The following is a 21,452-nucleotide window of genomic DNA, read 5'->3' as shown; positions in this document are numbered from 1 at the left end:
CTTGGAGTGTCGATCGCGCAATCCACGTTTAGTTTAGATTAAGAAAACTAACGCTTGATTGAGAGGTGGGCAGATCATGTTGATCCGAAAATTGGATGAGTGTGAAGAATTTTTTGCAGGAGATCAAACGATCCTACGTGAGCTTTTACACCCCGATAAGCAACCGATCAATCTGCGCTATAGTCTCGCTCATGCAATTTTGCCTGTTGGTGCAACTTCACTTCCGCATTCACTCACGACTTCTGAGGTTTACTACATTCTGAGCGGCACAGGAGAAATGTCGATCGATAACGAATTGCAAATGATTGAGCCTGGAGATGCGGTCTATATTCCGCCGAATGCGGTTCAATTCCTTCGCAATACTGGAACCGAAGCGATCGTATTTATCTGTATCGTTGATCCCGCTTGGAGAAAAGAAGATGAAACTGTGTATGCAGAGACTATATCCTGAGTCTTATTACAGAATTTAGGCTATGTCTTCTTCATCACATCCTGCTCGACTGATCGAACTCGCGCACCTGTTTCTGAAACTTGGCACGATTGGCTTTGGCGGTCCAAATGCGCACATTGCCATGATGGAAGAAGAAGTCGTTGTGAAGCGACAATGGCTCAAGCGAGAAGAGTTCCTCGATCTGATTGGGGCGACTAACTTGATTCCAGGGCCTAATTCGACTGAGATAGCTATTCACATCGGGTATCTCTATGCAGGGTGGTTAGGGCTGATCGTAGCAGGGGTGTGTTTTATTCTGCCTGCGGTGCTGATTACGCTCGGATTTGCCTGGGCTTATGTTGCGTTTGGCACGCTGCCACAGCTCGCTTTTTTGCTCTATGGCATTAAGCCTGCGGTACTTGCGATCGTCGTTGATGCTCTGTGGCGATTGGGCAAGAAAGCAGTCAAGAATCGCATATTATTCGCGATCGCGCTGATCGTGATTTTGCTCGTCTGGTTCGCTCGTGTGAGTGAAATTGTCGCTTTGTTGCTCGGTGGCTTTCTGGGAATGCTCTGGCTGAAAACACCGCACGATCGATCAAACGAGCAGGCGAATTTATTGATCACAGGGTTGACGCTTACCTCGGCTCTGAAAGCAACAGCAGCAGTCGGGCTGACTACCGTTCCATTCTCACTCTGGCAATTAGGCTGGACATTTCTGAAGATTGGAAGTGTGTTGTTTGGGGGTGGATATGTCTTAATTGCCTTTATTCAAGGATCGTTTGTTGACAATTTGGGTTGGTTAACTCAACAGCAATTGTTCGATGCGATCGCAATTGGTCAATTTACACCAGGCCCAATTCTTTCGACAGCAACATTCATTGGCTATGTAATCGGGGGAATTCCTGGGGCGATTGTTTCGACGATCGGAATTTTCTTACCGTCGTTTGTGTTCGTCGTGGTGCTGAATCCTGTGATTCCGCTCTTACGTCGTTCTGAATGGGCTTCGGCATTCTTAGATGCAGTGAATGTCAGTGCGGTCGGATTAATGGTTGTCGTAACGGTGCAACTCGCGATCGCAACGCTTGGAAAATCGTCAGCTCCATTTATCGATGTTTTAGCAACTATGATCGCACTCATGAGTGCCTTGCTTGCGATTCGATTTCGAGTCAGTGCCGTCTGGTTGGTACTTGGTGGAGCCGCGATCGCTTGGGCTGCTTCTTGGTTAGGCTATCTATAGAATTCGAGTCTAGATGTAGAGCGTTTCAGAGAGATGATATGGAAAAATCAACGTTTGGAGCAGGATGTTTTTGGGGAGTAGAAGCCGCATTTCGTAAGATTTCGGGCGTGAAATCTACTTCTGTTGGGTATATGGGTGGACATTTCGAGAATCCTTGCTATCTGGATGTGCTCTCGCGAATTACTGGACATGCGGAAGTCTGCCAGGTTGAATATGATCCGGCACAGGTCAGTTATGAGGCTTTACTGGATGTGTTTTGGCGAATTCATGATCCAACGAGCTTAAATCGACAAGGTGCAGATCGAGGCGATCAGTATCGTTCTGTGATTTTTTATCACACCTCAGAACAAGCCGCGATCGCGCGCCAATCTAAGCTTGCTTTAGATCGTTCAAACCGCTATGACAAGCCAATTGTGACTGAAATTCAACCTGCTGCTGATTATTGGTTAGCGACAGAGGATCATCAACAGTATTTTGAGAAACAAGCCGCACAGAGAGAAGTAGCAACATGATTACAGGCATTTACGATGTGTGCATTGGAGTCTCTGATATCGATAGCGCGATCGCGTATTGGCAGCAGTTTGGCTACAGTGTGGATCAAACAGGTAGCCTTTCAGCCGAGAGCGCTCAACGGTTATATCAATCAAATTCTGCTTTGCATTCAGTGCGACTGACGCATCAAACGGCGGATCATGGTTTGATCCGACTCATGCAGTGGGAGCATCCCCGAAATGAAGGCTTAGGGCTAGCTTCAATGCGAGTCAGAGGTAATCGTTGGGCAACGACGATGACAGCAGATGTGCTAACGATTCTCAATCAGGCAGAAGAAGCCGATCGCGCAGGATTTCCAATTCGTTACACAATGCCGTATTGGGAGATCATTTACAACAAAGATCGCAAGATGCGCCCGTTTCTAGACGATACGATCGGGGTTCGTGAAGCCCTACTATTGCAGCCTTTGACGCGACAGGTTTTATTTCAACGCTTTGGGTATAGTGTGCCGAACTATGGGCAGATCAATGAACAATCTGCATTCAAAGCCAGCCAAGTCACTCACATGGGCATGATTGTTCAGGATGATAGCAAGGAAACCATCCAGTTTTACGAAGATGTTTTAGGCTTGTTGCGAGTGCGGGACGATGTAGAAACGTTCTATGAGTTTTCAGAGGCGGGGCGCGTGTTTTTTGATTTGCAACCCGGCGAGAAGTTTATTGTGACTGCATTTGATGATCCGCGATCGTCTGTGACAGATTGGCAAGCCGCGCGGTCTGGACGATTGTACATTGTGAGATTTCCAGAAGCATATGTAGTACCAGAGCAATTTGAAAAGGCTCAGCCTGGATGTTTAGGAATGTCTTTGTATACCTATCGAGTTGGGGAAGTTGAGGAATATCGCGATCGCATTCAGGCAAGTTCTGCGCGGAATGTGACTGAAATTTGTGTAGATGAATTTGGCGATCGTAGCTTTTCTTTTACTGCTCCTGATGGTTACTTCTGGACATTAATCGAGAGTTAAGAGGATGTTTGAAACGTATCGTTCATCGCCTTCACCCGCCCCCGGAATAGAACGGAGCGAGGAAATTCTTGATACGTTTCAAACACCCTCATGAAGACAAGAAAAGAACCCCTACTTCCCACTCCCCGCTAAGTCGCCGGAATCGGAAAAGTCTCCCCCGCCAGATAAGCATCAAAATGCTTCTCAAAGTAAAGCCAAGAAGTCATATCTTCCGTATCTAGCTGATCTGCTGGAGCATCTCGATACAGTGGCATTCGCGTATTAATCTCATCTTGAAGCAACTGAGGCAACTGCTCAAAGCCATCGACTTTCTTACCCGTAGCACTGTAGATTAAATATCCAGCGCGATCGCCCATTTTCATCCAAGGTAGCCAAGGCCCAATGCGATCCCAACTCAGCCAGAGCTTAGAAATTGAGAAGACTTGGTCATCAAATAGCTCATCTGTCGGAATCATAAACTTAAACAACTCCGCAGCTTGGTAATCGGGATTGGGGAAGTACTCAGCAAACTTTGGATCAGCAAGGGGACTGGGATAAGCCGGAAAGATATCAAACGATAGAGTTGTCGTTTCATCATCGACTTGGGCAGGAAACTGTCCTTTGAAAAGTCCTTGAATCGGATTGTTTGCAACATGCATGACGGGCAGAACTTCCTCAGTCCAGGGATTTTTCCAAGTTTCGAGCTTCTCACCTGTCTGTGGGTCTAAGTAGTACGTTAATTCTCTAGAGGTGAACTTCCAACTATTCTCCTCAGTGGGAAGACAACGACTCACGCTCATTCCGACCATTTTGAACAAGCGCTGTCGCTTTTCACCAGGGATAAACGAGTGAATCGAACCTGTCCAGATTAAGAAATTCGATTGCGTCGGGTCGAGCGACGATCGCACTTTTACCCAATGTTTGGCATCGAGAAGCTGAGTTGAAACTGACATGTCAGGATTCCCCCATGTTGCACTGCCTGAATTATATTGGCGTTTCTCTCAAGTTTTACAACGCAAGTCGGTGGGAATCGTTGTATCGATGCTAGAATTCACGCGCAATCCTCAGCAGCAGCACTATGATGATTGACCATGAGCTTGCTTATCAAGCATTAGCACTTCAGGTAACCTGTCATGCGATTAATCAAAGCCGCGATCGACAAGAAGCCCGATCGCGTATGCAAAGTGCGATCGCACGGTTAGAACCTCAAATTGCTGCAAGTCTTGCATTTATTGGGTCGAGATGTCGCTTAATTGTTTTGCCAGAATATTTTCTCACTGGTTTTCCACTGGGCGAATCTCTGGAAGATTGGGCAGACAAAGCTTGTTTGGAAATGGCAGGCGCAGAGTACGAAGCTTTAGGCAAAATCGCTCAAACTCATCGAATTTTCTTAGCCGGAAATGCTTACGAAGTCGATCCACATTTCCCAGGCTTATATTTTCAAACTTGCTTTGTGTTAGACCCTACTGGCTCGATCGTGCTGCGCTATCGTCGCTTGAATTCACTGTTTGCGCCTACTCCTCACGATGTTTGGGATCGTTATCTTGATCAGTATGGATTAGAGGGTGTGTTTCCCGTCGCTCAAACCGAAATTGGCAATCTTGCAGCAGTCGCATCAGATGAGATTTTGTTTCCAGAAGTGTCGCGCTGCTTGGCAATGCGTGGGGCGGAAGTGTTGCTCCATCCGACTTCTGAAATTTATGGTCAAGCCCGTGCGCCGAAAGAAGCAGCAAAGATTAGCCGCGCTGTAGAAAATATGATGTATGTAATTTCAGCAAATACTGCCGGAATTGCAGATAGTCCGATTCCCATCTCATCTGTCGATGGTGGTTCTAAAGTTGTCGATTATCGGGGCTTAGTACTCGCAGAAACCGGAGCAGGTGAGAGTATGGCAGCTTTTGCAGAAGTCGATTTAACGGCTTTGCGGCGCTACCGTCGGCAGCCTGGACTGGGAAATTTACTATCGCGTCAACGGTTTGATGCTTATGTAGAGAGCTATCAGAATGCAGAGTTCTATCCTAAGAATACAATGGCAAATGGCGCGATCGAGCGTAAGCATTTTATTCAAACTCAGTTAGCAACGATCGAACGTTTAGCGAAGCGGGGAGTGATTTGAACTATGTCAAGCATTCCGGTTCGTAATCCTCGCACAGGAGAGATCGATTACTGGATTACTCCTCCAAAGCTCTCTGAAGAGTGCGATCGCTTACGAATGGCTCAACCTGTTTGGGCTGAAAGCTTAGAACAGCGAATCAGCGCACTCCAGCAGTGGCAACAAGCGATTCAAACTCATCGCGAAGCTTTACTAACCGCATTAGTTGCAGATACAGGTCGATTCGGTGTTTCAGTGTTAGAGATCGATTCTGTACTATCGAGTCTCGATCGCTGGTGTAAGCTAGCTCCAGAACTGTTACAAGAAATCGAGAAACCTACTGCAATTCCATTCATTCATCTCAAACAAGATTCTGTTCCTTATCCACTGGTCGGTGTGATCAGTCCGTGGAATTTTCCATTTTTACTAGCAATGATTGATACGATTCCAGCCTTACTTGCTGGATGTGCTGTGATTGTAAAACCGAGTGAGATTGCACCTCGATTCATTCAACCCTTGTTAAAAACGTTGGATGAAGTTCCGAAACTGCGCGAGATATTTACTGTTATTGAAGGAGCGGGAGAAACGGGAGCGGCTTTAATCGAGCAGGTTGATTTAGTGTGCTTTACAGGGAGTGTGAAAACTGGGCGAATCGTTGCGGAGGCGGCAGCAAAGCAATTTATTCCTGCTTTTTTAGAATTGGGCGGAAAAGACCCTGCGATCATTCTAAAATCCGCAGATTTAGATCTCGCAACTTCTGCAATTTTATGGGGTTCAGTGGTTAATACAGGACAGTCTTGTTTGTCGATCGAGCGAATTTATGTGGATCAATCGATCGCTGAACCTTTTACAGAACAACTCGTTTCTAAAGCAAAACAACTCAAACTTGCCTATCCAACTGTGAATAGTGGCGAAATCGGGCCAATGATTGCCGAGCGCCAAGCCGAAATTATTTCAGATCAATTGCAAGATGCGATCGACAAAGGTGCGATCGTTCAATGTGGTGGAAAAGTTGAAAATCTAGCAGGCGGATGGTGGTGCTATCCAACAGTGCTCACGAATGTGAATCACAGCATGAAAATCATGACTGAAGAAACATTCGGAGCAATCATGCCGATTATGCCTTTTACAACTGTAGAGGAAGCGGTGCAATTGGCAAACGATACTATCTATGGGCTAAGTGCAGCCGTATTTGCAGGGTCAGAAACAGAAGCATTATCTGTAGGCGATCGCATTCAAGCAGGTGCAATTAGCATTAACGACGCAGCCTTGACCGCTTTGATTCACGAAGGAGAGAAGAATGCGTTTAACTATTCTGGTATGGGCGGATCGCGCATGGGTTCTGCTGCTTTGAAGCGATTTATGCGCAAGAAAGCGTATTTGATTAAAACAAACCCTGTCGTCGATCCGTGGTGGTTCAAATCATAACTAGGAGGCAACAATGGCAAATATTCGCGAAGAAATGCCTGTTTTAGCTCGACATGAAGGGGATTGGGTGGGAACCTATTCTTTGATTGACTGTGATGGGAAGGTGCTAGATCGTCATCGATCGCATTTGACTTGTTCATTTCCAACCGACGATCCAACGAAGTACTATCAAATCAATCGCTACACTTGGGACAATGGTAAGCAAGAAGAACATCAGTTTCCCGGAGCTTACTGTGATAAAAAACTCTGGTTTGATACAGAACGCATTAAAGGTCATGCCTGGGAAGTAGACGATTCAACTGTGATTCTGTGGTTTGCTTACAAATCGGTTCCAGATTTCTACCTCTATGAAATGATTCAGATTAGTCCCTGTAACAATCATCGTGCGCGAACTTGGCATTGGTTTAAGCAGGACAAAATCTATCAACGTACTTTGATTCAAGAAGAACGGCTTAACTCAACTATTTAGCGACTGTATCAGAATTATGGTTTCTCGAATTAAACGTGCTTTTCTCGATACTGAAGATGGTCAAATTCATTACCGCGTTGGTGGTGAAGGAAAGCCGCTGTTACTCCTCCACATGAATCCTCGTAGTAGCGATGAATACCGCGAATTAATGCCGATATTCGTTCAACAGGGAAGACAAGTCATCGCAATGGATTTGATGGGATTTGGTGATTCAGATAAGCCATCTCGGTTATATTCCGTTGCGGACTATGCAAAAACTGCGATCGCACTGCTTGACGAACTTGGCATCGAGAAAACGGATGTTTTAGGCAATCACACAGGCGCATTTGTTTCTGGTGAAATTGCAGTGGCATATCCCGATCGCGTGAACAAACTAATTTTGGGCAATGTTGCAGGTTTTGGTGAAGCTGGAAAAGCAGAGCTAATGCGGCGATTTGACGAAGGATTTGTGATCAAAGACGACGGTTCTCATCTCATGGAACGTTGGCTTGCTCGCAGTCGCTATGTGGGTTCAGCCCAGTTAAATCACCGTTGGGTCTTAGATGATCTCAAGTGCTTCGGCTATCCGTTGTATGCAGTTTGGGCAGTGGGTAACTATTGCATTGATGCAGCAGAACGATTTCGATCGATTCAGTGCCCAACGATGATTTTGTGGGGCATTGATGATGTGCAAGAATTCGAGCATTTAGGATTGGCACTCGCAAAGGATCGTTACTTCGTATCTCAAGCGATTCCCCACGGCAAAGTCGTTGAGATTCAAGGCGGCACAATTTGCATGATGAATCAGATGCCAGAAGAAATTTCTAAGGTTGTAGTCGAGTTTCTAAATGAATAGCAATCTCAAACGATAGCGATTGTCTTGAAAAATCAGGAGGAAGACCATGAGCAGCAAACTACCGCTTATCATCGAGTGTCGCAGCAACGATACGGACTACCGTAAGGATAATCCCAACTGCCCACACAGCCCACAGGAAATCGTTCGGGAAGCTGTTCGTGCTTGGGAAGCGGGAGCCTCAGTCTTTCATTGGCACGGGCGAGATCCAGTCAGTGGTACGTGGATTAGTGATGTTGACATTTATCTTGAAGCGATTCAGGGAATTCGAGAAAAGACTGATCTGATTATCAATCCCACGTTGAACTACGTTACCAAACAAAGTCATGTCAGCGATCGCGTCAAGCACATCCTAGCAGCAAAAAACAATCCAGCGTTGGGAATTGATATGGTTCCTTTAGAGTTTGGCTCCCTGAATATAGACTTCTGGAACCCACAGACAAAGCAATTTCAAACATACGATCAAGTACATATTAGTTCTCGTGCTTACATGCAAGAAGTTCTAAAAATACTAAAAGAAAACGATATCTTTGTGAGTACAGTCTGTTGGGATGTAGGACAAATTCGTACAGCACTCTGCTTTCGAGAAATGGAACTGCTTCCAGAGAATACATTTTGGGAATTTGTATTCACAGGGGAAATCATGCCAAGTGGCATTCTGCCAACACTCTCTAATTTACAAGCGGTAGTCGATTCGATTCCCGCAGGTGAGCCTTGGCTAGTGATGTGTTGGAATGGGGACGTGATGCATTTGGCAGCCTGGGCAATCACACTGGGAGGTCACGTTGGCATTGGATTAGGCGATCATCCTTACACCCGCTTTGGAACACCGCACAACGGCGAGTTAGTCGAGAAGGTTGCACAGATGGCAAATATCCTAGGTCGGGAAGTTGCAACACCCACACAGGCTCGTGAGATTCTAAAAATGCCACCGCGTAATGCTGCAAGCTCTCCAGAGAAACGCTCCTACTAGAGGATGAGAGGTAGCGGATGATCAAATCGGCAGTGAAGGTGAGGCTCTACTTTTACTGCCCATGAACTCTACAGTAGCGATGATGTCAAAAACTTACAAAAAACTGATTGCAACCCGGTTGAGTGATAACTTTAGAAGCGCGATCGACATTCAAGAACTTCCCATTCCTACTCCAAATCTTGGCGAAATCCTGATTCGCAACAAATTTGCGGGCATCAATGCTGGATTTGATACTTTACTATGCAAAGGTAATGTTCCTTACGTGAATCTTACTCCTCCATTTGATCTTGGTGTCGAAGCAGTTGGTGAAGTTGTAGAAATCGGGCAAAACGTTCACACCTTAAAAGTTGGTGATGCGGTTGCAACAACCATTCGCGGCGGAGGCTATCGCGAATACCAAGTGATTTCTGCAAACCAAGCGATCAAAATCCGTGAAGCTATTCCTGAAGTTCTCACACTGATGCCCACTGGAATGTCAGCACTCGTTGCTTTGGAAAAAGTGGGAGAGATGACAAGCGGAGAAGTTGTGTTAGTCACTCCAGCAGCAGGAGGAGTCGGACATATTGCGGTGCAACTTGCTAAGTTGGCTGGAAATCATGTGATTGGAGTTTGTGGTTCTGAGCAAAAGGTGAAATTGTTGGAGAATTTGGGATGCGATCGCATCATCAACTACCGCAACGAAACATTAGATACTGTTCTCCAACAAGAATATCCCAACGGAGTTAATTTAGCTTTTGATTGCGTTGGAAAACAAACTTTCGATACCTGTGTGAAGCATTTAGCAGTTCGAGGGCGATTGGTTGTAGTAGGTTTTATTTCTGAGTATGCGAATGATTTAGAATCTGTGACTCAACCGCGAATTTATCAGAAGTTATTTTGGAAATCTGCTTCAGTGAGAGGTTTTTTGATGCCGCACTTTTCTGAATATGCAGAGGAAGCCCGAGATCGCTTACTCGATCTGTTTTACACAGGTAAGCTCAAGGTCGCGGTTGATCCTAGAGAATTTCATGGCATTGAGGCGATACCGGATGCCGTCGAGTATCTCCTCAGTGGTCAGAACTGCGGCAAGGTCGTCGTAAAATTCTAGGGCATCAGAACGGCTGTACATTTAATTTCTACAATTAACCCAGGAGTCGAAAGCGTTGTCACTCCAACTCCTGTCCAAGTGGGATAGGGATTCGTAAAATAGCGATCTTTCACCTGCATGAACAACGCGAGATAAGGAATTGTAAAAGGTTGTTGCTCTGATGCAGCATACAATTCTGGACTCGTCACATGGTAAGTTACCATTTCAACAACATGATCAAACGTTGCACCCGCAGCATCTAAGACTCTTCTGACATTTTCAAAAGTTTGAACAAATTGTGCTTCCGGTTCCGTTACGACTTGCATATTTTCATCTCGACCAACTTGTCCAGCGATATACAAAGTGTTACCAATTTTAATACCAGGGCAATAATGATAGCGTTCGTATAACATTTCCATCCCTTTTGGGACAATGACTTCACGAGTTGCCATGATCAACCTCTAGAACAACGTTAGAGCCATTTTAGTATGACCTCAGAATCTGCCAATACATTAGCTGTTGCTCAGCAAGCATTCACGCATTTTGAGCATGGACTTGCGACCGGAGACTGGCAAGCTTTTTTCGATATGCTGACCGATGATTTTTCGTTCTGGTTTCCGCTTGGGAAATTTTTGGGATTAAATGTCGGGAAGGAACGCGCGATCGAGTTTTTTAACTATGTGTCTGAAGTTTACGAGCAGGGCTTAACATTGACCCTCGATCGTGTCACTAGCAACGAAACGACAGTCGTATTCGAGTTCCGCGATCAAGGACTGATGCGGGGAACGCCTTACAAAAATCGCGTTGCAGTTTCATTCGATGTACGCGGAGACAAAATTTGTGGCTATCGAGAGTATCTCGGCAGTGATGGCAAATCGAATTAAGCTCCCAATCCTTTATCCCATTCCAACTGATGACTTAGCCCATATAGAACAAAGTCTTCAGGCTTGGCTTTGTCATTCTTGCCAAAAACACCCAAGCTATAAGGATCTTCCGCCATCCGCTGCTTGACTAACTCTTGCTCAAATCGGGCAACGTCTTCTCTCGGCTGATCCGTTTTGAAGAAATCGACGACTAGCACCGTTCTTTCATAGTCTGTATAGTTATGCGGGCAGTGCGGATAGCTATGATCGAGCACCATAAACTCGCCCTCATGCCAGTACAGCTTGTCATGACAGATTTTCATCGCAATATCGCCTTCTGGCACAATCAAACCGAGATAGCCCCGATTCATATGGGGATTGTAGTTCACATGCAGCTTGACATCTAACCCCGGCAGAAACGTTCCAAAATAGACGTTTCTTAAAACATCCTCATGCAAGGCGTTGGTTTGCGCGATCGCGGTTGCTAGCTTCGGGAAATAGTGATTTCTTAACTCAAGTACTTTTTCCGAGACATTCTGTAACTCATACTGCGGATATGTAAGGTGATGTGCCTGAATATATTGTTCAATAAACATTCCTTGAAATAGCACACCAAACGCACTATATTTCGACTTACCTTTTGTTTTAATTGTTTTACTTTTTGGCCCCATCACATTGAAGGCAAGCTCTATTTCTTCGGGAGAAGCATTCTGCCTGAATGAAATAAATTCATCTCGAATCGCTTGCCAATTTTCCTGAAGAAGATTTAGGAAAGAAAACTGTTTGGGATCTAAATGATACTCGTTAAACTGTGCCATAGGTTTTGCTCCCAACCTAGAATCTCACTTCATTCTAAGAGCTTTGGAGGCGTTGTGAATCTGCTGGATAAACTGATCAAAAATGTGCGGGTTGTCCGCCCCAACCAATCTGAAGTTGAGTGCCTCGATTTGGGCATCAAAGACGGGAAATTCGTTCAAATTTCACCCGAAATCAGCGCTGACCAAGCCAAAGAAGTCCTCGATGCTCAAAATCTGCTTGGCTTTCCGGGTGTAGTCGATGCTCACATGCATATTGGAATTTATCGACCCCTTGAACAAGATGCGATCGCAGAAAGTAAAGCTGCTGCAATGGGAGGCGTAACGACGAGCCTCAATTACATGCGCACCGGACAGTATTACCTGAACAAAGGCGGCTCGTACAAAGATTTTTTTCCAGAGGTGCTTTCTCTATCAGAAGGTAACTTTTTTGTTGACTATAGCTATCACATTGCACCGATCAGTGCTCAACATATTGATGAAATGCAATGGCTATTTGAGCAGCATGGCGTTGCTTCGTTCAAAATCTTCATGTTCTATGGAGGCTATGGCTTGCATGGTTTGTCTGATCAGCAAAATCTCTTCTTAATGATCAACAAAGAAGAGCGCTATGATTTTGCTCATTTTGAATTTATTATGCGAGGCTTGTCTAAACTCCGAGAGCGCTATCCCAATGAGGCAATTAGCCTCAGTCTCCATTGTGAAGCCGCTGATATTCTGAATGCTTACACCAAGATAGTTCAGCAAGATTCAAGTCTTACAGGACTCAGTGCCTACAGTGCTGCTCGTCCGCCGCATTCCGAAGGGTTAGCAATCTGTATTGCATCTTATCTCGCTCATGAAACGAACTGTGTCAATATTAATCTGCTGCATCTGAGTTCTCGTAAAGCGATCGAGGCAGCACTGATGATGCAAACGATCTTTCCTCATATCAATTTCAAGCGAGAAGTTACAGTAGGTCATCTTCTCTTAGATGTCGAAACGCCGACAGGCAAATGGGCAAAAGTCAATCCTCCGATTCGACCACGATCGGATGTTGAAGCGCTGTGGAATGCGGTAATTCAAGGTCAAATCGATTGGATTGTCAGCGATCATGCTTGCTGTTCTGCGGAGAAGAAAGCCAGCCTTCAAGATCCAGAGAACATTTGGCTTGCGAAAGCAGGTTTTGGCGGAACAGAATACTTACTGTCTGGAGTGGTCAGTGAAGGGAGCAAGCGGGGGCTGTCTTACAATCAAATCGCAAAGTTACTGTGCTGGAATCCGGCTCAACGATTTGGATTATCACAAAAGGGAGATATTGCGATCGATTATGATGCTGACCTAGTGCTCGTCGATCCAAATGAAACCTTTGTAGTTCGTGCTGCTGAATCTCTGTCACAACAAGGATATACACCGTTTGAAGGGATGGAGCTAACCGGACGAGTCAAGCAGACCTTCTTGCGAGGGAACCTAATTTACGATCGAGGACAAATCTTAGGAAACCCGCAAGGGCGTTATTTACCGCGATCGCGCAACTTGTAGAAGAAACAGAACAAAAGAAGCGATTCCCTTGATCAATCATACAAAGTGGCAACAAAAACTCGCCCTAAAATCAGTCTCCCCCAAGCCAAAATGGTATAACTCGGGAACAAGCGATCGCACACTCAAATGTAAGTGTGTGAGTTTAGGGAGTCATCATGTGTCAGTTATTGGGGATGAACTGTAATGTGCCCACCGATATTTGCTTCTCGTTTGAAGGATTTTGTGCGCGGGGTGGGAAAACAGACGATCATAAAGACGGTTGGGGGATCGCCTTTTTTGAAGGTTTAGGATGTCGGATCTTTCTCGATGACAATCCCTCAAGTTCTTCTCCGATCGCTGCCTTTATTCGCCAATATCCGATCAAATCGATGAATGTGATCGCGCATATTCGCAAAGCAACAATTGGGGCAGTTGGGTTAGAAAATAGCCATCCTTTTCGCCGAGAATTGTGGGGACGCTATTGGGTATTCGCTCATAATGGCGATTTACCATCGCTGCAATACGATCACAAAGGGTTTTATCGTCCGGTCGGACAAACCGACAGCGAGCAGGCATTTTGTCTGATGCTCAACTACATTCGGCAACAATTTCCTGATGGAAAACCTGCGATCGCAGAACTCTATGCTGCCTTGCAATCGATTACACAGAAGATTGCTCAACATGGCATCTTTAACTACTTACTATCCGACGGTGAACACTTCTTTGCTCATTGCTCAACCAAACTTTGCTACATTGTCCGACAAGCTCCGTTTGCCGCAGCACACCTGATTGATGAAGATGTTACCGTTGATTTTCAAGAGCTAACGACATCGAGCGATCGGGTTGCAGTCATTGCCACGACTTCATTGACAGATAATGAAACCTGGACAGTGATACAACCCGGGGAATTGCTCGTCTTTCAAGATGGTCAACCCCTCATCTTTCAAGATGGTCAACCAATCGAGCTATCTCAGCAGATTTGAAGATTGTTGCCAACGTCCTGTAAACACAAATGATTCTAGAGGTTTGCGCGATCGCGGAGCCGATAATCTTTGCTGCAATTTATCCGACAGGCTGTAAGGATCGCCGAGATAGCCTAATGCGACTGCATCGACAGGCTCATAACCTTGAGGAATACCATATAGTTCTCTTGCCTTTTCAACATCAAAGCCTGCCATTTGGTGAACATGCAGTCCTAGCGCAGTCGCTTGAATCGCTAAATTTGCCTCGGCTGCTCCAACATCATGAAAGGCGTGACGGTTCTGAGTTCCATTCTTCTCAAAATTGAGCTTAGCAACCGAAATCATCAGCACAGGAGCACTCTGCGCCCATTCTTGATTGCCTTCTGCTAAACAGCTTAAGAGCCGATCGAATTCTGCTGGATTGTCTTTTGTCGCAACAATGAAATTCCACGGCTGCTCGTTGTAAGAAGAAGCTGCCCAGCGTGCGGCTTCTAGCACACTTCTCAGTTTTTCTGGCTCGACGAGACGATCCGAAAACGCAAGCGGACTCCAGCGATTTTGGATCACAGCTTCGATCGGATACTGCGTTTCGACAACTTTATCAACTAACGGATCAGAGACAGTTTGGCTCATAAAAAACTCCTAACGGGGCGATCGTTCAATCGTGGTCTAATTTACTTTTTGCAACCTCACTCTCTAGAGGGTTGCCTGTTACTTCATGGCTTGCATTTCCTGAATCACAGCAAATCGAATATCTCGTTTTTCTGCGATCCGCTTCACTCCGGGCGCTTGCAGCGACAAAAATCCAAGATTTTGTTCGTTGCCACTCATCAGAAACTCACTGATTGCAATTCTATAACTTCGGTTCGTCTGAAGCGATCGCTCTTGAATCAACCATCCTAACTTTTCGTCATATCGCACATTCGCCATTTGCAAATATCCACCTGCACCTCGGTTTGCGCGACCTTGATCTAACACTCGTTTCAGCAATTCTCCGGGGATTTCCACCGAGAGTACTTTCCCACCAAATGGCAAAATCCGAATCACATCATACTGGGTAATTTTTCCGGGTGGAATGCGATCGTCAATCCGAATGCTCCCACTGTTAAAAATTGCAAGTTCTGCATCTCCAACTTCTCGAAGCATTGATTTTGCAATCAAATCAGTCAAATTCGTCGATCGATTGCGAACGCTTTCTTCTAGTCCATCTAAATATTCAGAGGTCGTCGCAATGGTTTGAGCCGGATCAAATCCACTATCGCGAAAGCCTTGGAACCCTTTCTGCTGCCACTCTTGCACAACCTTAGCTGTCGTCGGATCATCAGGAATCGCATCGGTAATCAGTTGCAGTCGAGAGTCGATCGTCAGACAGCGGCTCGTCGTGTCGTATCTGAGCGTATGAATATAAGCGGTTCGAGCATTGGCATCTGCTTTGAAAATCGGAGTTCCTCGGTCAAAGCAACGAGCCGATCGAGTTGGGCGCTGAACAAATCTCCATTGCTGAATGTTCTCGTGTTCGTGTCCACCCAGAATCAGATCAATTTCGGGAACAGCAACCGCAAGCTGCTGATCTTCTGCAAGACTGAGATGCGTCAGAGCCACAATTACATCTACTTTTCCACGCATTGCAGCAACTTGAGCTTTTGCAGTTTCAATCGGGTCACGATAGCGGACATATTGAGCGGGATTACTATCAATCGTTAGTCCAATTAATCCAATGCGAACTGTGTTACCGAGATCGCCTTGAGTAATGATGATCGGAGCGCGTTCTACATTCGGAAAAGGCTGCCCAAACTCATTATCGACATTGCTCGAAAACCATTTAAATTTTGATTCACTCAGACGTTGTAAAAATTCTTCTTCCGTAATGTCAAATTCATGATTTCCCAGAGTCGCGTAGTCGAAGCCAACTGCATTCATAGCAGCAACCATTTGCTGACCTGCGAGACGTTTACCATTAATTTTTGCAGTGCCTAACGCGGATGGACTCAGTGCATCACCTGCAAGCATAGTAAACGTTCGGGGATTCTTAGCAAGAAGCCGTTTTCGCAATGTTGCGATCCGTGCCATTCCGCCTCGTTTACCTCCTTCAATCGGGGTGATTTCATAAATATCATTGAGATGTAAAAGTGTAATATTCACAACTTCTGCAACCGAAGTGTGAGCAATGCTGAGCACAGCGCCAAAGCTGAGCATGAGACTTTTTGCAGTCAAAGAGATGCGTTGTTGTATTGAGCGTTTCGCGGCTCGCCGTTTCGAGAATTGCATACTAGGATGAACGATGTAAACTGAGTCGCCTAGAATACATCGGAATTCGAGTAAGTAGCGCGAGGTGTTTGGATTTCTTAAGAGTGGTCAGACTTCAACAGGTGCTAAATTCTGGTGACAAACTAGACAAGTGCATAGGGCACTTGCCTAGGACTTCTTTTGATCAATGCCAGCGTGAATAGAGCAGCGAGCAGGGTTGAACATGCTGCCATCATGAAGAAATACCTTAGGGTAACTTACCCAATTGGGTTTCTCCTTTCATTTGAGTCGCATCTAGTGCAGGCTCAGAGATTCACGGCGGATTATGGCACACTTGCTACGCTTACAAGCGGCAGTCTTGGTTTTGCTGAGGATGCAATGTTGTCCCAAAAGTAGTAAAACATGTGTTCTGAGGGACTGTAGGGAAGCGGTGAAAAAAGACTCGTCTGGTCTCATTAAATAAGCCCGTGAAGAGAATGCCTTCAGTCCGAATATCGGTCGCATTGAAAGGCACTTTAAAGCTGGCCGATCGGTTGATCACAACATCCCCTGTCTTATGAGTGAAGGATCTACCGTTAACCTTATAGCTCAATTCATAGCGAGCGACGTAGAGACCTTTATTGATGAACTGAAATAATCTGGGTGGGATCGTTTGGGCACTGCTGGGAGCGGGATTGATGGTCATGCTAGTCGCTGTCATGGTTGCAGTCGTCATTGCCATTAAACCGAGTGCTTGAATTGTTTTGAGAGAGGGACGAAAGTTCATGGTGCAATATCTCCTAATGGATGTAAGTGTTTTGTGGTTGTGATGAAATCCACGTTAGGAGTTTGCAGTTTATGCAGGCAGACCTGACAAATTAGGAGTGTCTTGGATCAGATTATTTAGAAAAGGCAAGCAGAGCGAGAAACTGAACGGCTGACAACTGACAATTTTCGGCACAAAGTTGCGTTGTCGTTGTGGACAACGTTCTAAATGACTGAAATGTGATGTTCTCAGTTTTTGGAGAACGACACTTACGCGGCTCGATTTTCCCAAGGCTGGCTGTGATTTTGCTCTTTCATCCATTGAAACGATACTAAATTGATCAACAATCCCAGCACAAATAAAATCAGCATGAGGAAGATCTGATACCAGAGAATTGGCGACACCAGTAAATCTGCGAGTAAATGCAAGAAATTCGATACCGTGTAGAGAATGGTGAAGCCAAAATGGAGTTTCCGATAGCGTTTTGAATCCAGAAACAGAGTCGCAACGATCGCGAACATGGGCAAGACAAAAAAGCCTAACATTGCCCAAAAAATTGGTGTAACCTCTGCGATATCTTTCGCCTGAGATTCAGCAACACTCAGGTCATGGAAAAGTGGCATCAATCCAAGATCAGTATGAAAGAGCAGCCCGAGCAAGAAAACAAGCCAGAGAATGATGATTTTCACCGGATGCGGAATTGCTGTCCTTGTTTGCGTGATCATAAGATTTAAATTGTTTTATTTTTTTCAAGGTGTAGCGACAGAGCGTGCTAGAGCAATGCGACCTGTTGTCCTAACATCAAGAGAGTCTTTGAACCAGTAGGAATCAAAGATGATTTACTACAAGACTACAACTAATGTGCCGACGATAATCAGCAGCACTCCTAGAAATATTTTGAGCGTCAGGGGTTCTCCGAGAAAAAAATGTGCGAAGAGAATCACCCAAACCAAACTGGATTTGTCGATCGCCACAACCGATCCAGTCGTGCCAAGCTGAAGCGCCCGAAAGTAGAAAATCCAGGATAATCCGGTTGCGATACCCGAACCCACTAAGAAAATTAAGGCTTTCTGAGGAATATGCAAGGCTTGTTGCAAGTTGCCTTCACGGATGACAATGCCCCAAGCGATCGCGAGAATAATCACCGTCCGAATTGCTGTTGCCAGATTTGAGTTGACTTCAGCTACGCCAAGCTTCGAGAAGATCGCAGTTAATGCCGCGAACAGGGCTGATAGAAGCGCCGGAATCAACCAGGCGAGTTCATGATTGAGCATGGCTGAATAGTCTCTGACACGAGCGGAGAATGATTTAACTTATTAACTTATGTAGTTAATCTTAAGCAAGATGCGCTAAATGCCCAAATCAGGTCTGAAAATTGTAAGTTGCGCTCCATGAGTACCATATGTCCTCCGGGAGACAGTACGCTGAGTTGTGCTTGAGGAATGGCTGTACTCATACGCTCACTGGCAAAAGGGCGTGTCGCAATATCAGATTTACCAACGACAACGAGCGTCGGTACTGCGATCGTCGATAAAGTGTTAGTCTCATCAAATCTCAGCATCGCAAGCACTCCTCGCGCCAATACACCCGGAGATGCTTTGATTCCGATCAAACTAGAAAAATTAAGCTGTCCCCGTGTTTCTCTGCCTGTAAATCCAGAAAGTTCAGTTGTGAGTAGCGTTGTTCCGTTCAAATAGCTTAACCAACTCATCACCCAGAGAACTGGAGATAGTGCGATCGTAAGGTAAAGCAAAGGTTCTAGTAAAGGCTTTTGCAGTGCTACTAATAGCCGATTCAATAAAGCTGTTTTGAGAGGATTTGTATAAGTGCCATCGACTAGAATTAAGCCTGCGACTCGCTGCTCTAGCTGCTCAGGGAACAGGCGGCAGAACGTTAGCAGAATCATTGCCCCCATACTATGCCCGAGTAAGATAGCAGGCTGATCCCCAACTAACGTTAATACTGCTTCCAAGTCACGCGCATACTTTTCTAACGAGTAGTCTCGATTCTGGGGCTTCTTAGATTTGCCTAGCCCTGGCAGATCCCAGACGATAACTCGAAATTGCTCAGCAAGTTGCTTTTTCGCGTAATACCAAACAGTGCTATCGGGACCCCAACCATGTGTCAAAATCAGTGGAGGCGCATGTTCAGACCCATAAAACTCAACATTGATTTCACTGCCATCGGGTCGTTGTAACCGTTGAACTCGCTCACTTCGGAGTGGACTAGGCTCATCTCGTCCAGGACGGCGAAGAAGTAAAATGGGCAGCAAGCCGAGAAATGACCAGGCGAATAGCCCAATACTCAGATACAACCAGCGATCGCTAATCAATTCACCCTGATACCATTCGTAAAAAATATAAGCGCCACTTCCCAGAATTGCGACTGTCACCAAATTAGACAAAAAACGTAGTAAAAAGTCGAGGGGCATAAACATAATAAGATTCAGCTATTTAAAGTAGTAGATTCAGATAGTGCTGAGCTTAAAGAACAATTGAAATGGACGTAACCCTCTGAAGTTAGAACACAATTTTTCCGAATAACATAATGATGCAATCCTGACTGTAAATAACCTCAGTTCGGGTTAACGTTTGGGTGGCTAGCGAATAGAATTCGCATCGGCACAGGGGCGAAATCTCTTATCCCGAATTCACGTTAAATACTTTCAGAAAGATGAGCCGACCACAATTCATCCCCAAGACGGTAACATTTCATTTGCAGAGATGATTTATTCTCTTTGAAGTATAGTACTATAGCCCTCTAATCTCTATGGAATTTCAGGAACTTCTCAACAGAATCGTCATGCAAGGCTTGCCTGAGGAGTTTTCTAGCTTTTTCTCAACTCATTTATTTACTTTTGGGGGAAAGCAGTTCTCGATGGGATCAGTTATCGAATTGCTTGTCCAAGTGATTCTGGTGCTGGTCATTTCTAATTTAATTAAACAGCTTCTAAAACAGCGAGTCTTTCCGGGATTTGGCTTAAATATTGGAACCCGAGAATCGCTGTCTACGATCGTCAGTTATGTGATCACGATTATTGGGTTTTTTATTGTTATTGAAACTACAGGCATTAATCTGAGTTCGCTGACGGTGTTTGCAGGTGCGATCGGGGTTGGGTTCGGACTCGGCTTGCAAAATCTAACAAGTAACTTTGTCAGTGGCATTACCCTTCTGCTTGAGCAACCTGTTAAAGTTGGCGACTACATTGAAGTCGATCACTCAGCTGGCATTGTCGAAGAAATTTCGATTCGCAGCACCACGATTCGGACAATTAATGGGGTATATGTGATTGTGCCGAATAGCCGATTTTTGGATAATAACGTCGTGAACTGGAGCTATCGCAGCTCAGAATGTCGCATTGTTCTGCCCGTGTCTGTTGTGGATGAAAGCGATTCTTTAGCAGTTATGGAAGCTCTACTTGCAGCATCGCGTCAAGAATCGCGCGTTTTAAGCTCGCCTCTACCCGAAGTGTACTTTAAGGGGTTAGATGCTGAGAATTCGATGTTACGGTTTGAACTGCTCGTTTGGATCGAGCGACCGATTGAGATGGACTCAGTTCAGAGCGCACTGCGATTTTTAATTGAAGCTGAGTTTCGCGATCGCGGAATTGACACGAAAGCAGCGCCAACTGATATCGTGTTCAACCATTTGCCAATTTTGGTGCAACTCCTCAATCAAACGCATCAAAATGGCTCAGTTCCAGAAATTACAACGTCTGACCAACCGATTGGCGGGTGGCTTTTGCGAGATTTGCTCAAAAAAGTGAGCTATTTTCAGAACTGTTCAGACGTAGAACTTCGCCAGGTGATTGAAAAAGGGTATCGTCAGAAGCTAGCAGCAGGTCAGGTCATTGCGCGCGAATCTGATCCAGGCGATGCATTTTATCTCATTCTGTCCGGTGCAGTTGAAGTGGTCGTCGAATCGATCGATCAGCAAGTTGCTGTCCGCCGAGCAGGTGAATTTATTGGAGAGATGTCTTTATTGCTCGGCACGCCGCGGACTGCTACACTCCGCACGATCGAAGATACGATTCTATTTGTTGTCGATCATGATAATCTACACAGCTTATTGAGACAGCATCGCACGTTAGCCGACCAAATTGCTGAAGCGCTGTCTCAGCGACAAGAATCGCTCAGAAGTTTAGGAGTCGCGGTCGTAGAAGAAACGAAAGAAGAAACAACGTTTGAACAGATTCGCAAACGGATTCGATCAATTTTTGATCTTTGAAGCATTGCTCCTGAGACCGAATCAATTGGTCAATGCTACAAATCAATTTGGGATGACACAGTTCATAT

Annotated in this window: 24 protein-coding genes; 15 read left to right on the top strand and 9 right to left on the bottom strand. The window is 45.3% G+C overall.

Annotated elements, in window-relative coordinates; genetic code table 11:
* Positions 1-76 precede the first annotated feature (76 nt).
* From J0L70_RS13160 to J0L70_RS13145, 4 genes are read left to right on the top strand one after another with little or no spacing between them, the layout of a single operon-like run.
* Positions 77-451: a cupin domain-containing protein gene (locus tag J0L70_RS13160; RefSeq protein WP_287454917.1), complete on the top strand. Its 375-nt coding sequence runs from the start codon at positions 77-79 to the stop codon at positions 449-451.
* Positions 452-473: 22 nt separating this feature from the next.
* Positions 474-1,670 (top strand): chromate efflux transporter, encoded by a 1,197-nt coding sequence (gene chrA / locus J0L70_RS13155; RefSeq protein ID WP_287454915.1) that lies wholly within the window; start codon positions 474-476, stop codon positions 1,668-1,670.
* A gap of 38 nt (positions 1,671-1,708) precedes the next feature.
* Complete coding sequence (msrA, locus tag J0L70_RS13150; RefSeq protein WP_287454913.1) at positions 1,709-2,182, top strand: peptide-methionine (S)-S-oxide reductase MsrA; 474 nt, start codon at positions 1,709-1,711, stop codon at positions 2,180-2,182.
* On the top strand, positions 2,179-3,186 hold the full coding sequence (locus tag J0L70_RS13145; RefSeq protein ID WP_287454911.1) for a VOC family protein: 1,008 nt from the start codon (positions 2,179-2,181) through the stop codon (positions 3,184-3,186). The genes msrA and J0L70_RS13145 overlap by 4 nt, the downstream gene beginning before the upstream one ends.
* Positions 3,187-3,314: 128 nt before the next feature.
* Here J0L70_RS13145 and J0L70_RS13140 read toward each other — a convergent pair whose 3' ends face one another.
* Entirely contained in the window at positions 3,315-4,118 is an 804-nt protein-coding gene (locus J0L70_RS13140) for a DUF1838 domain-containing protein (protein ID WP_287454910.1), read from the bottom strand.
* Between J0L70_RS13140 and J0L70_RS13135 the strand changes: the two genes are divergently transcribed.
* The 7 genes from J0L70_RS13135 (at position 4,117) to J0L70_RS13105 (ending at position 10,046) form a co-directional block, all read left to right on the top strand.
* Complete coding sequence (locus J0L70_RS13135) at positions 4,117-4,254, top strand: hypothetical protein (RefSeq protein ID WP_190651661.1); 138 nt, start codon at positions 4,117-4,119, stop codon at positions 4,252-4,254. The two genes, J0L70_RS13140 and J0L70_RS13135, sit on opposite strands and share 2 nt — an antisense overlap.
* Positions 4,244-5,281: a nitrilase-related carbon-nitrogen hydrolase gene (locus J0L70_RS13130; RefSeq protein ID WP_287454909.1), complete on the top strand. Its 1,038-nt coding sequence runs from the start codon at positions 4,244-4,246 to the stop codon at positions 5,279-5,281. The genes J0L70_RS13135 and J0L70_RS13130 overlap by 11 nt, the downstream gene beginning before the upstream one ends.
* Positions 5,282-5,284: 3 nt before the next feature.
* Positions 5,285-6,685 (top strand): aldehyde dehydrogenase family protein, encoded by a 1,401-nt coding sequence (locus tag J0L70_RS13125; RefSeq protein WP_287454907.1) that lies wholly within the window; start codon positions 5,285-5,287, stop codon positions 6,683-6,685.
* A 13-nt stretch (positions 6,686-6,698) separates the two neighbouring features.
* The gene (locus J0L70_RS13120) at positions 6,699-7,154 is read left to right on the top strand and encodes a DUF3598 family protein (RefSeq protein WP_287454905.1); all 456 of its coding nucleotides are present in this window, start codon (positions 6,699-6,701) and stop codon (positions 7,152-7,154) included.
* Positions 7,155-7,170: 16 nt separating this feature from the next.
* Complete coding sequence (locus J0L70_RS13115; RefSeq protein ID WP_287454904.1) at positions 7,171-7,989, top strand: alpha/beta fold hydrolase; 819 nt, start codon at positions 7,171-7,173, stop codon at positions 7,987-7,989.
* A 46-nt stretch (positions 7,990-8,035) separates the two neighbouring features.
* Complete coding sequence (locus J0L70_RS13110; protein WP_287454903.1) at positions 8,036-8,959, top strand: beta-keto acid cleavage family enzyme; 924 nt, start codon at positions 8,036-8,038, stop codon at positions 8,957-8,959.
* A 79-nt stretch (positions 8,960-9,038) separates the two neighbouring features.
* On the top strand, positions 9,039-10,046 hold the full coding sequence (locus J0L70_RS13105; protein ID WP_287454901.1) for a zinc-binding dehydrogenase: 1,008 nt from the start codon (positions 9,039-9,041) through the stop codon (positions 10,044-10,046).
* Here J0L70_RS13105 and J0L70_RS13100 read toward each other — a convergent pair.
* On the bottom strand, positions 10,043-10,477 hold the full coding sequence (locus J0L70_RS13100) for a RidA family protein (RefSeq protein ID WP_017287352.1): 435 nt from the start codon (positions 10,475-10,477) through the stop codon (positions 10,043-10,045). The genes J0L70_RS13105 and J0L70_RS13100 overlap by 4 nt on opposite strands.
* Before the next feature lie 36 nt (positions 10,478-10,513).
* Here J0L70_RS13100 and J0L70_RS13095 point away from each other — a divergent pair, with 36 nt between their 5' ends.
* Positions 10,514-10,909: a nuclear transport factor 2 family protein gene (locus J0L70_RS13095; RefSeq protein WP_017287353.1), complete on the top strand. Its 396-nt coding sequence runs from the start codon at positions 10,514-10,516 to the stop codon at positions 10,907-10,909.
* Here the strand turns inward: J0L70_RS13095 and J0L70_RS13090 are convergent.
* Entirely contained in the window at positions 10,906-11,706 is an 801-nt protein-coding gene (locus J0L70_RS13090) for an aspartyl/asparaginyl beta-hydroxylase domain-containing protein (RefSeq protein WP_287454900.1), read from the bottom strand. The genes J0L70_RS13095 and J0L70_RS13090 overlap by 4 nt on opposite strands.
* A 54-nt stretch (positions 11,707-11,760) precedes the next feature.
* Here J0L70_RS13090 and J0L70_RS13085 point away from each other — a divergent pair, with 54 nt between their 5' ends.
* On the top strand, positions 11,761-13,224 hold the full coding sequence (locus J0L70_RS13085; protein WP_287454899.1) for a dihydroorotase: 1,464 nt from the start codon (positions 11,761-11,763) through the stop codon (positions 13,222-13,224).
* Between the two features lie 155 nt (positions 13,225-13,379).
* Positions 13,380-14,186, top strand: a complete 807-nt coding sequence (locus tag J0L70_RS13080) for a class II glutamine amidotransferase (RefSeq protein ID WP_268242010.1) — start codon at positions 13,380-13,382, stop codon at positions 14,184-14,186.
* Here the strand turns inward: J0L70_RS13080 and J0L70_RS13075 are convergent.
* The 6 genes from J0L70_RS13075 to J0L70_RS13050 form a co-directional block, all read right to left on the bottom strand.
* Positions 14,169-14,798, bottom strand: a complete 630-nt coding sequence (locus J0L70_RS13075) for a nitroreductase family protein (RefSeq protein WP_017287357.1) — start codon at positions 14,796-14,798, stop codon at positions 14,169-14,171. The two genes, J0L70_RS13080 and J0L70_RS13075, sit on opposite strands and share 18 nt — an antisense overlap.
* Before the next feature lie 78 nt (positions 14,799-14,876).
* Complete coding sequence (locus tag J0L70_RS13070; RefSeq protein WP_287454896.1) at positions 14,877-16,433, bottom strand: bifunctional metallophosphatase/5'-nucleotidase; 1,557 nt, start codon at positions 16,431-16,433, stop codon at positions 14,877-14,879.
* Between the two features lie 322 nt (positions 16,434-16,755).
* On the bottom strand, positions 16,756-17,178 hold the full coding sequence (locus J0L70_RS13065; protein ID WP_287454894.1) for a thiol-activated cytolysin C-terminal domain-containing protein: 423 nt from the start codon (positions 17,176-17,178) through the stop codon (positions 16,756-16,758).
* Between the two features lie 248 nt (positions 17,179-17,426).
* The gene (locus J0L70_RS13060; RefSeq protein ID WP_017287250.1) at positions 17,427-17,882 is read right to left on the bottom strand and encodes a hypothetical protein; all 456 of its coding nucleotides are present in this window, start codon (positions 17,880-17,882) and stop codon (positions 17,427-17,429) included.
* A 117-nt stretch (positions 17,883-17,999) separates the two neighbouring features.
* Positions 18,000-18,431 (bottom strand): EamA family transporter, encoded by a 432-nt coding sequence (locus J0L70_RS13055; RefSeq protein WP_287454891.1) that lies wholly within the window; start codon positions 18,429-18,431, stop codon positions 18,000-18,002.
* A 47-nt stretch (positions 18,432-18,478) separates the two neighbouring features.
* The gene (locus J0L70_RS13050) at positions 18,479-19,594 is read right to left on the bottom strand and encodes an alpha/beta fold hydrolase (RefSeq protein ID WP_287454889.1); all 1,116 of its coding nucleotides are present in this window, start codon (positions 19,592-19,594) and stop codon (positions 18,479-18,481) included.
* A gap of 365 nt (positions 19,595-19,959) precedes the next feature.
* Between J0L70_RS13050 and J0L70_RS13045 the strand changes: the two genes are divergently transcribed.
* Positions 19,960-21,384, top strand: a complete 1,425-nt coding sequence (locus tag J0L70_RS13045) for a mechanosensitive ion channel domain-containing protein (protein WP_287454888.1) — start codon at positions 19,960-19,962, stop codon at positions 21,382-21,384.
* The last annotated feature ends 68 nt before the right edge of the window (positions 21,385-21,452 follow it).

The sequence above is a fragment of the Leptolyngbya sp. UWPOB_LEPTO1 genome, assembly GCF_017302695.1.
In the GTDB taxonomy this organism is placed as follows: domain Bacteria; phylum Cyanobacteriota; class Cyanobacteriia; order Leptolyngbyales; family Leptolyngbyaceae; genus Leptolyngbya; species Leptolyngbya boryana.
Note: the sequence above shows the minus strand (reverse complement) of the source record. Positions and strands in the feature narration are given on the sequence as shown.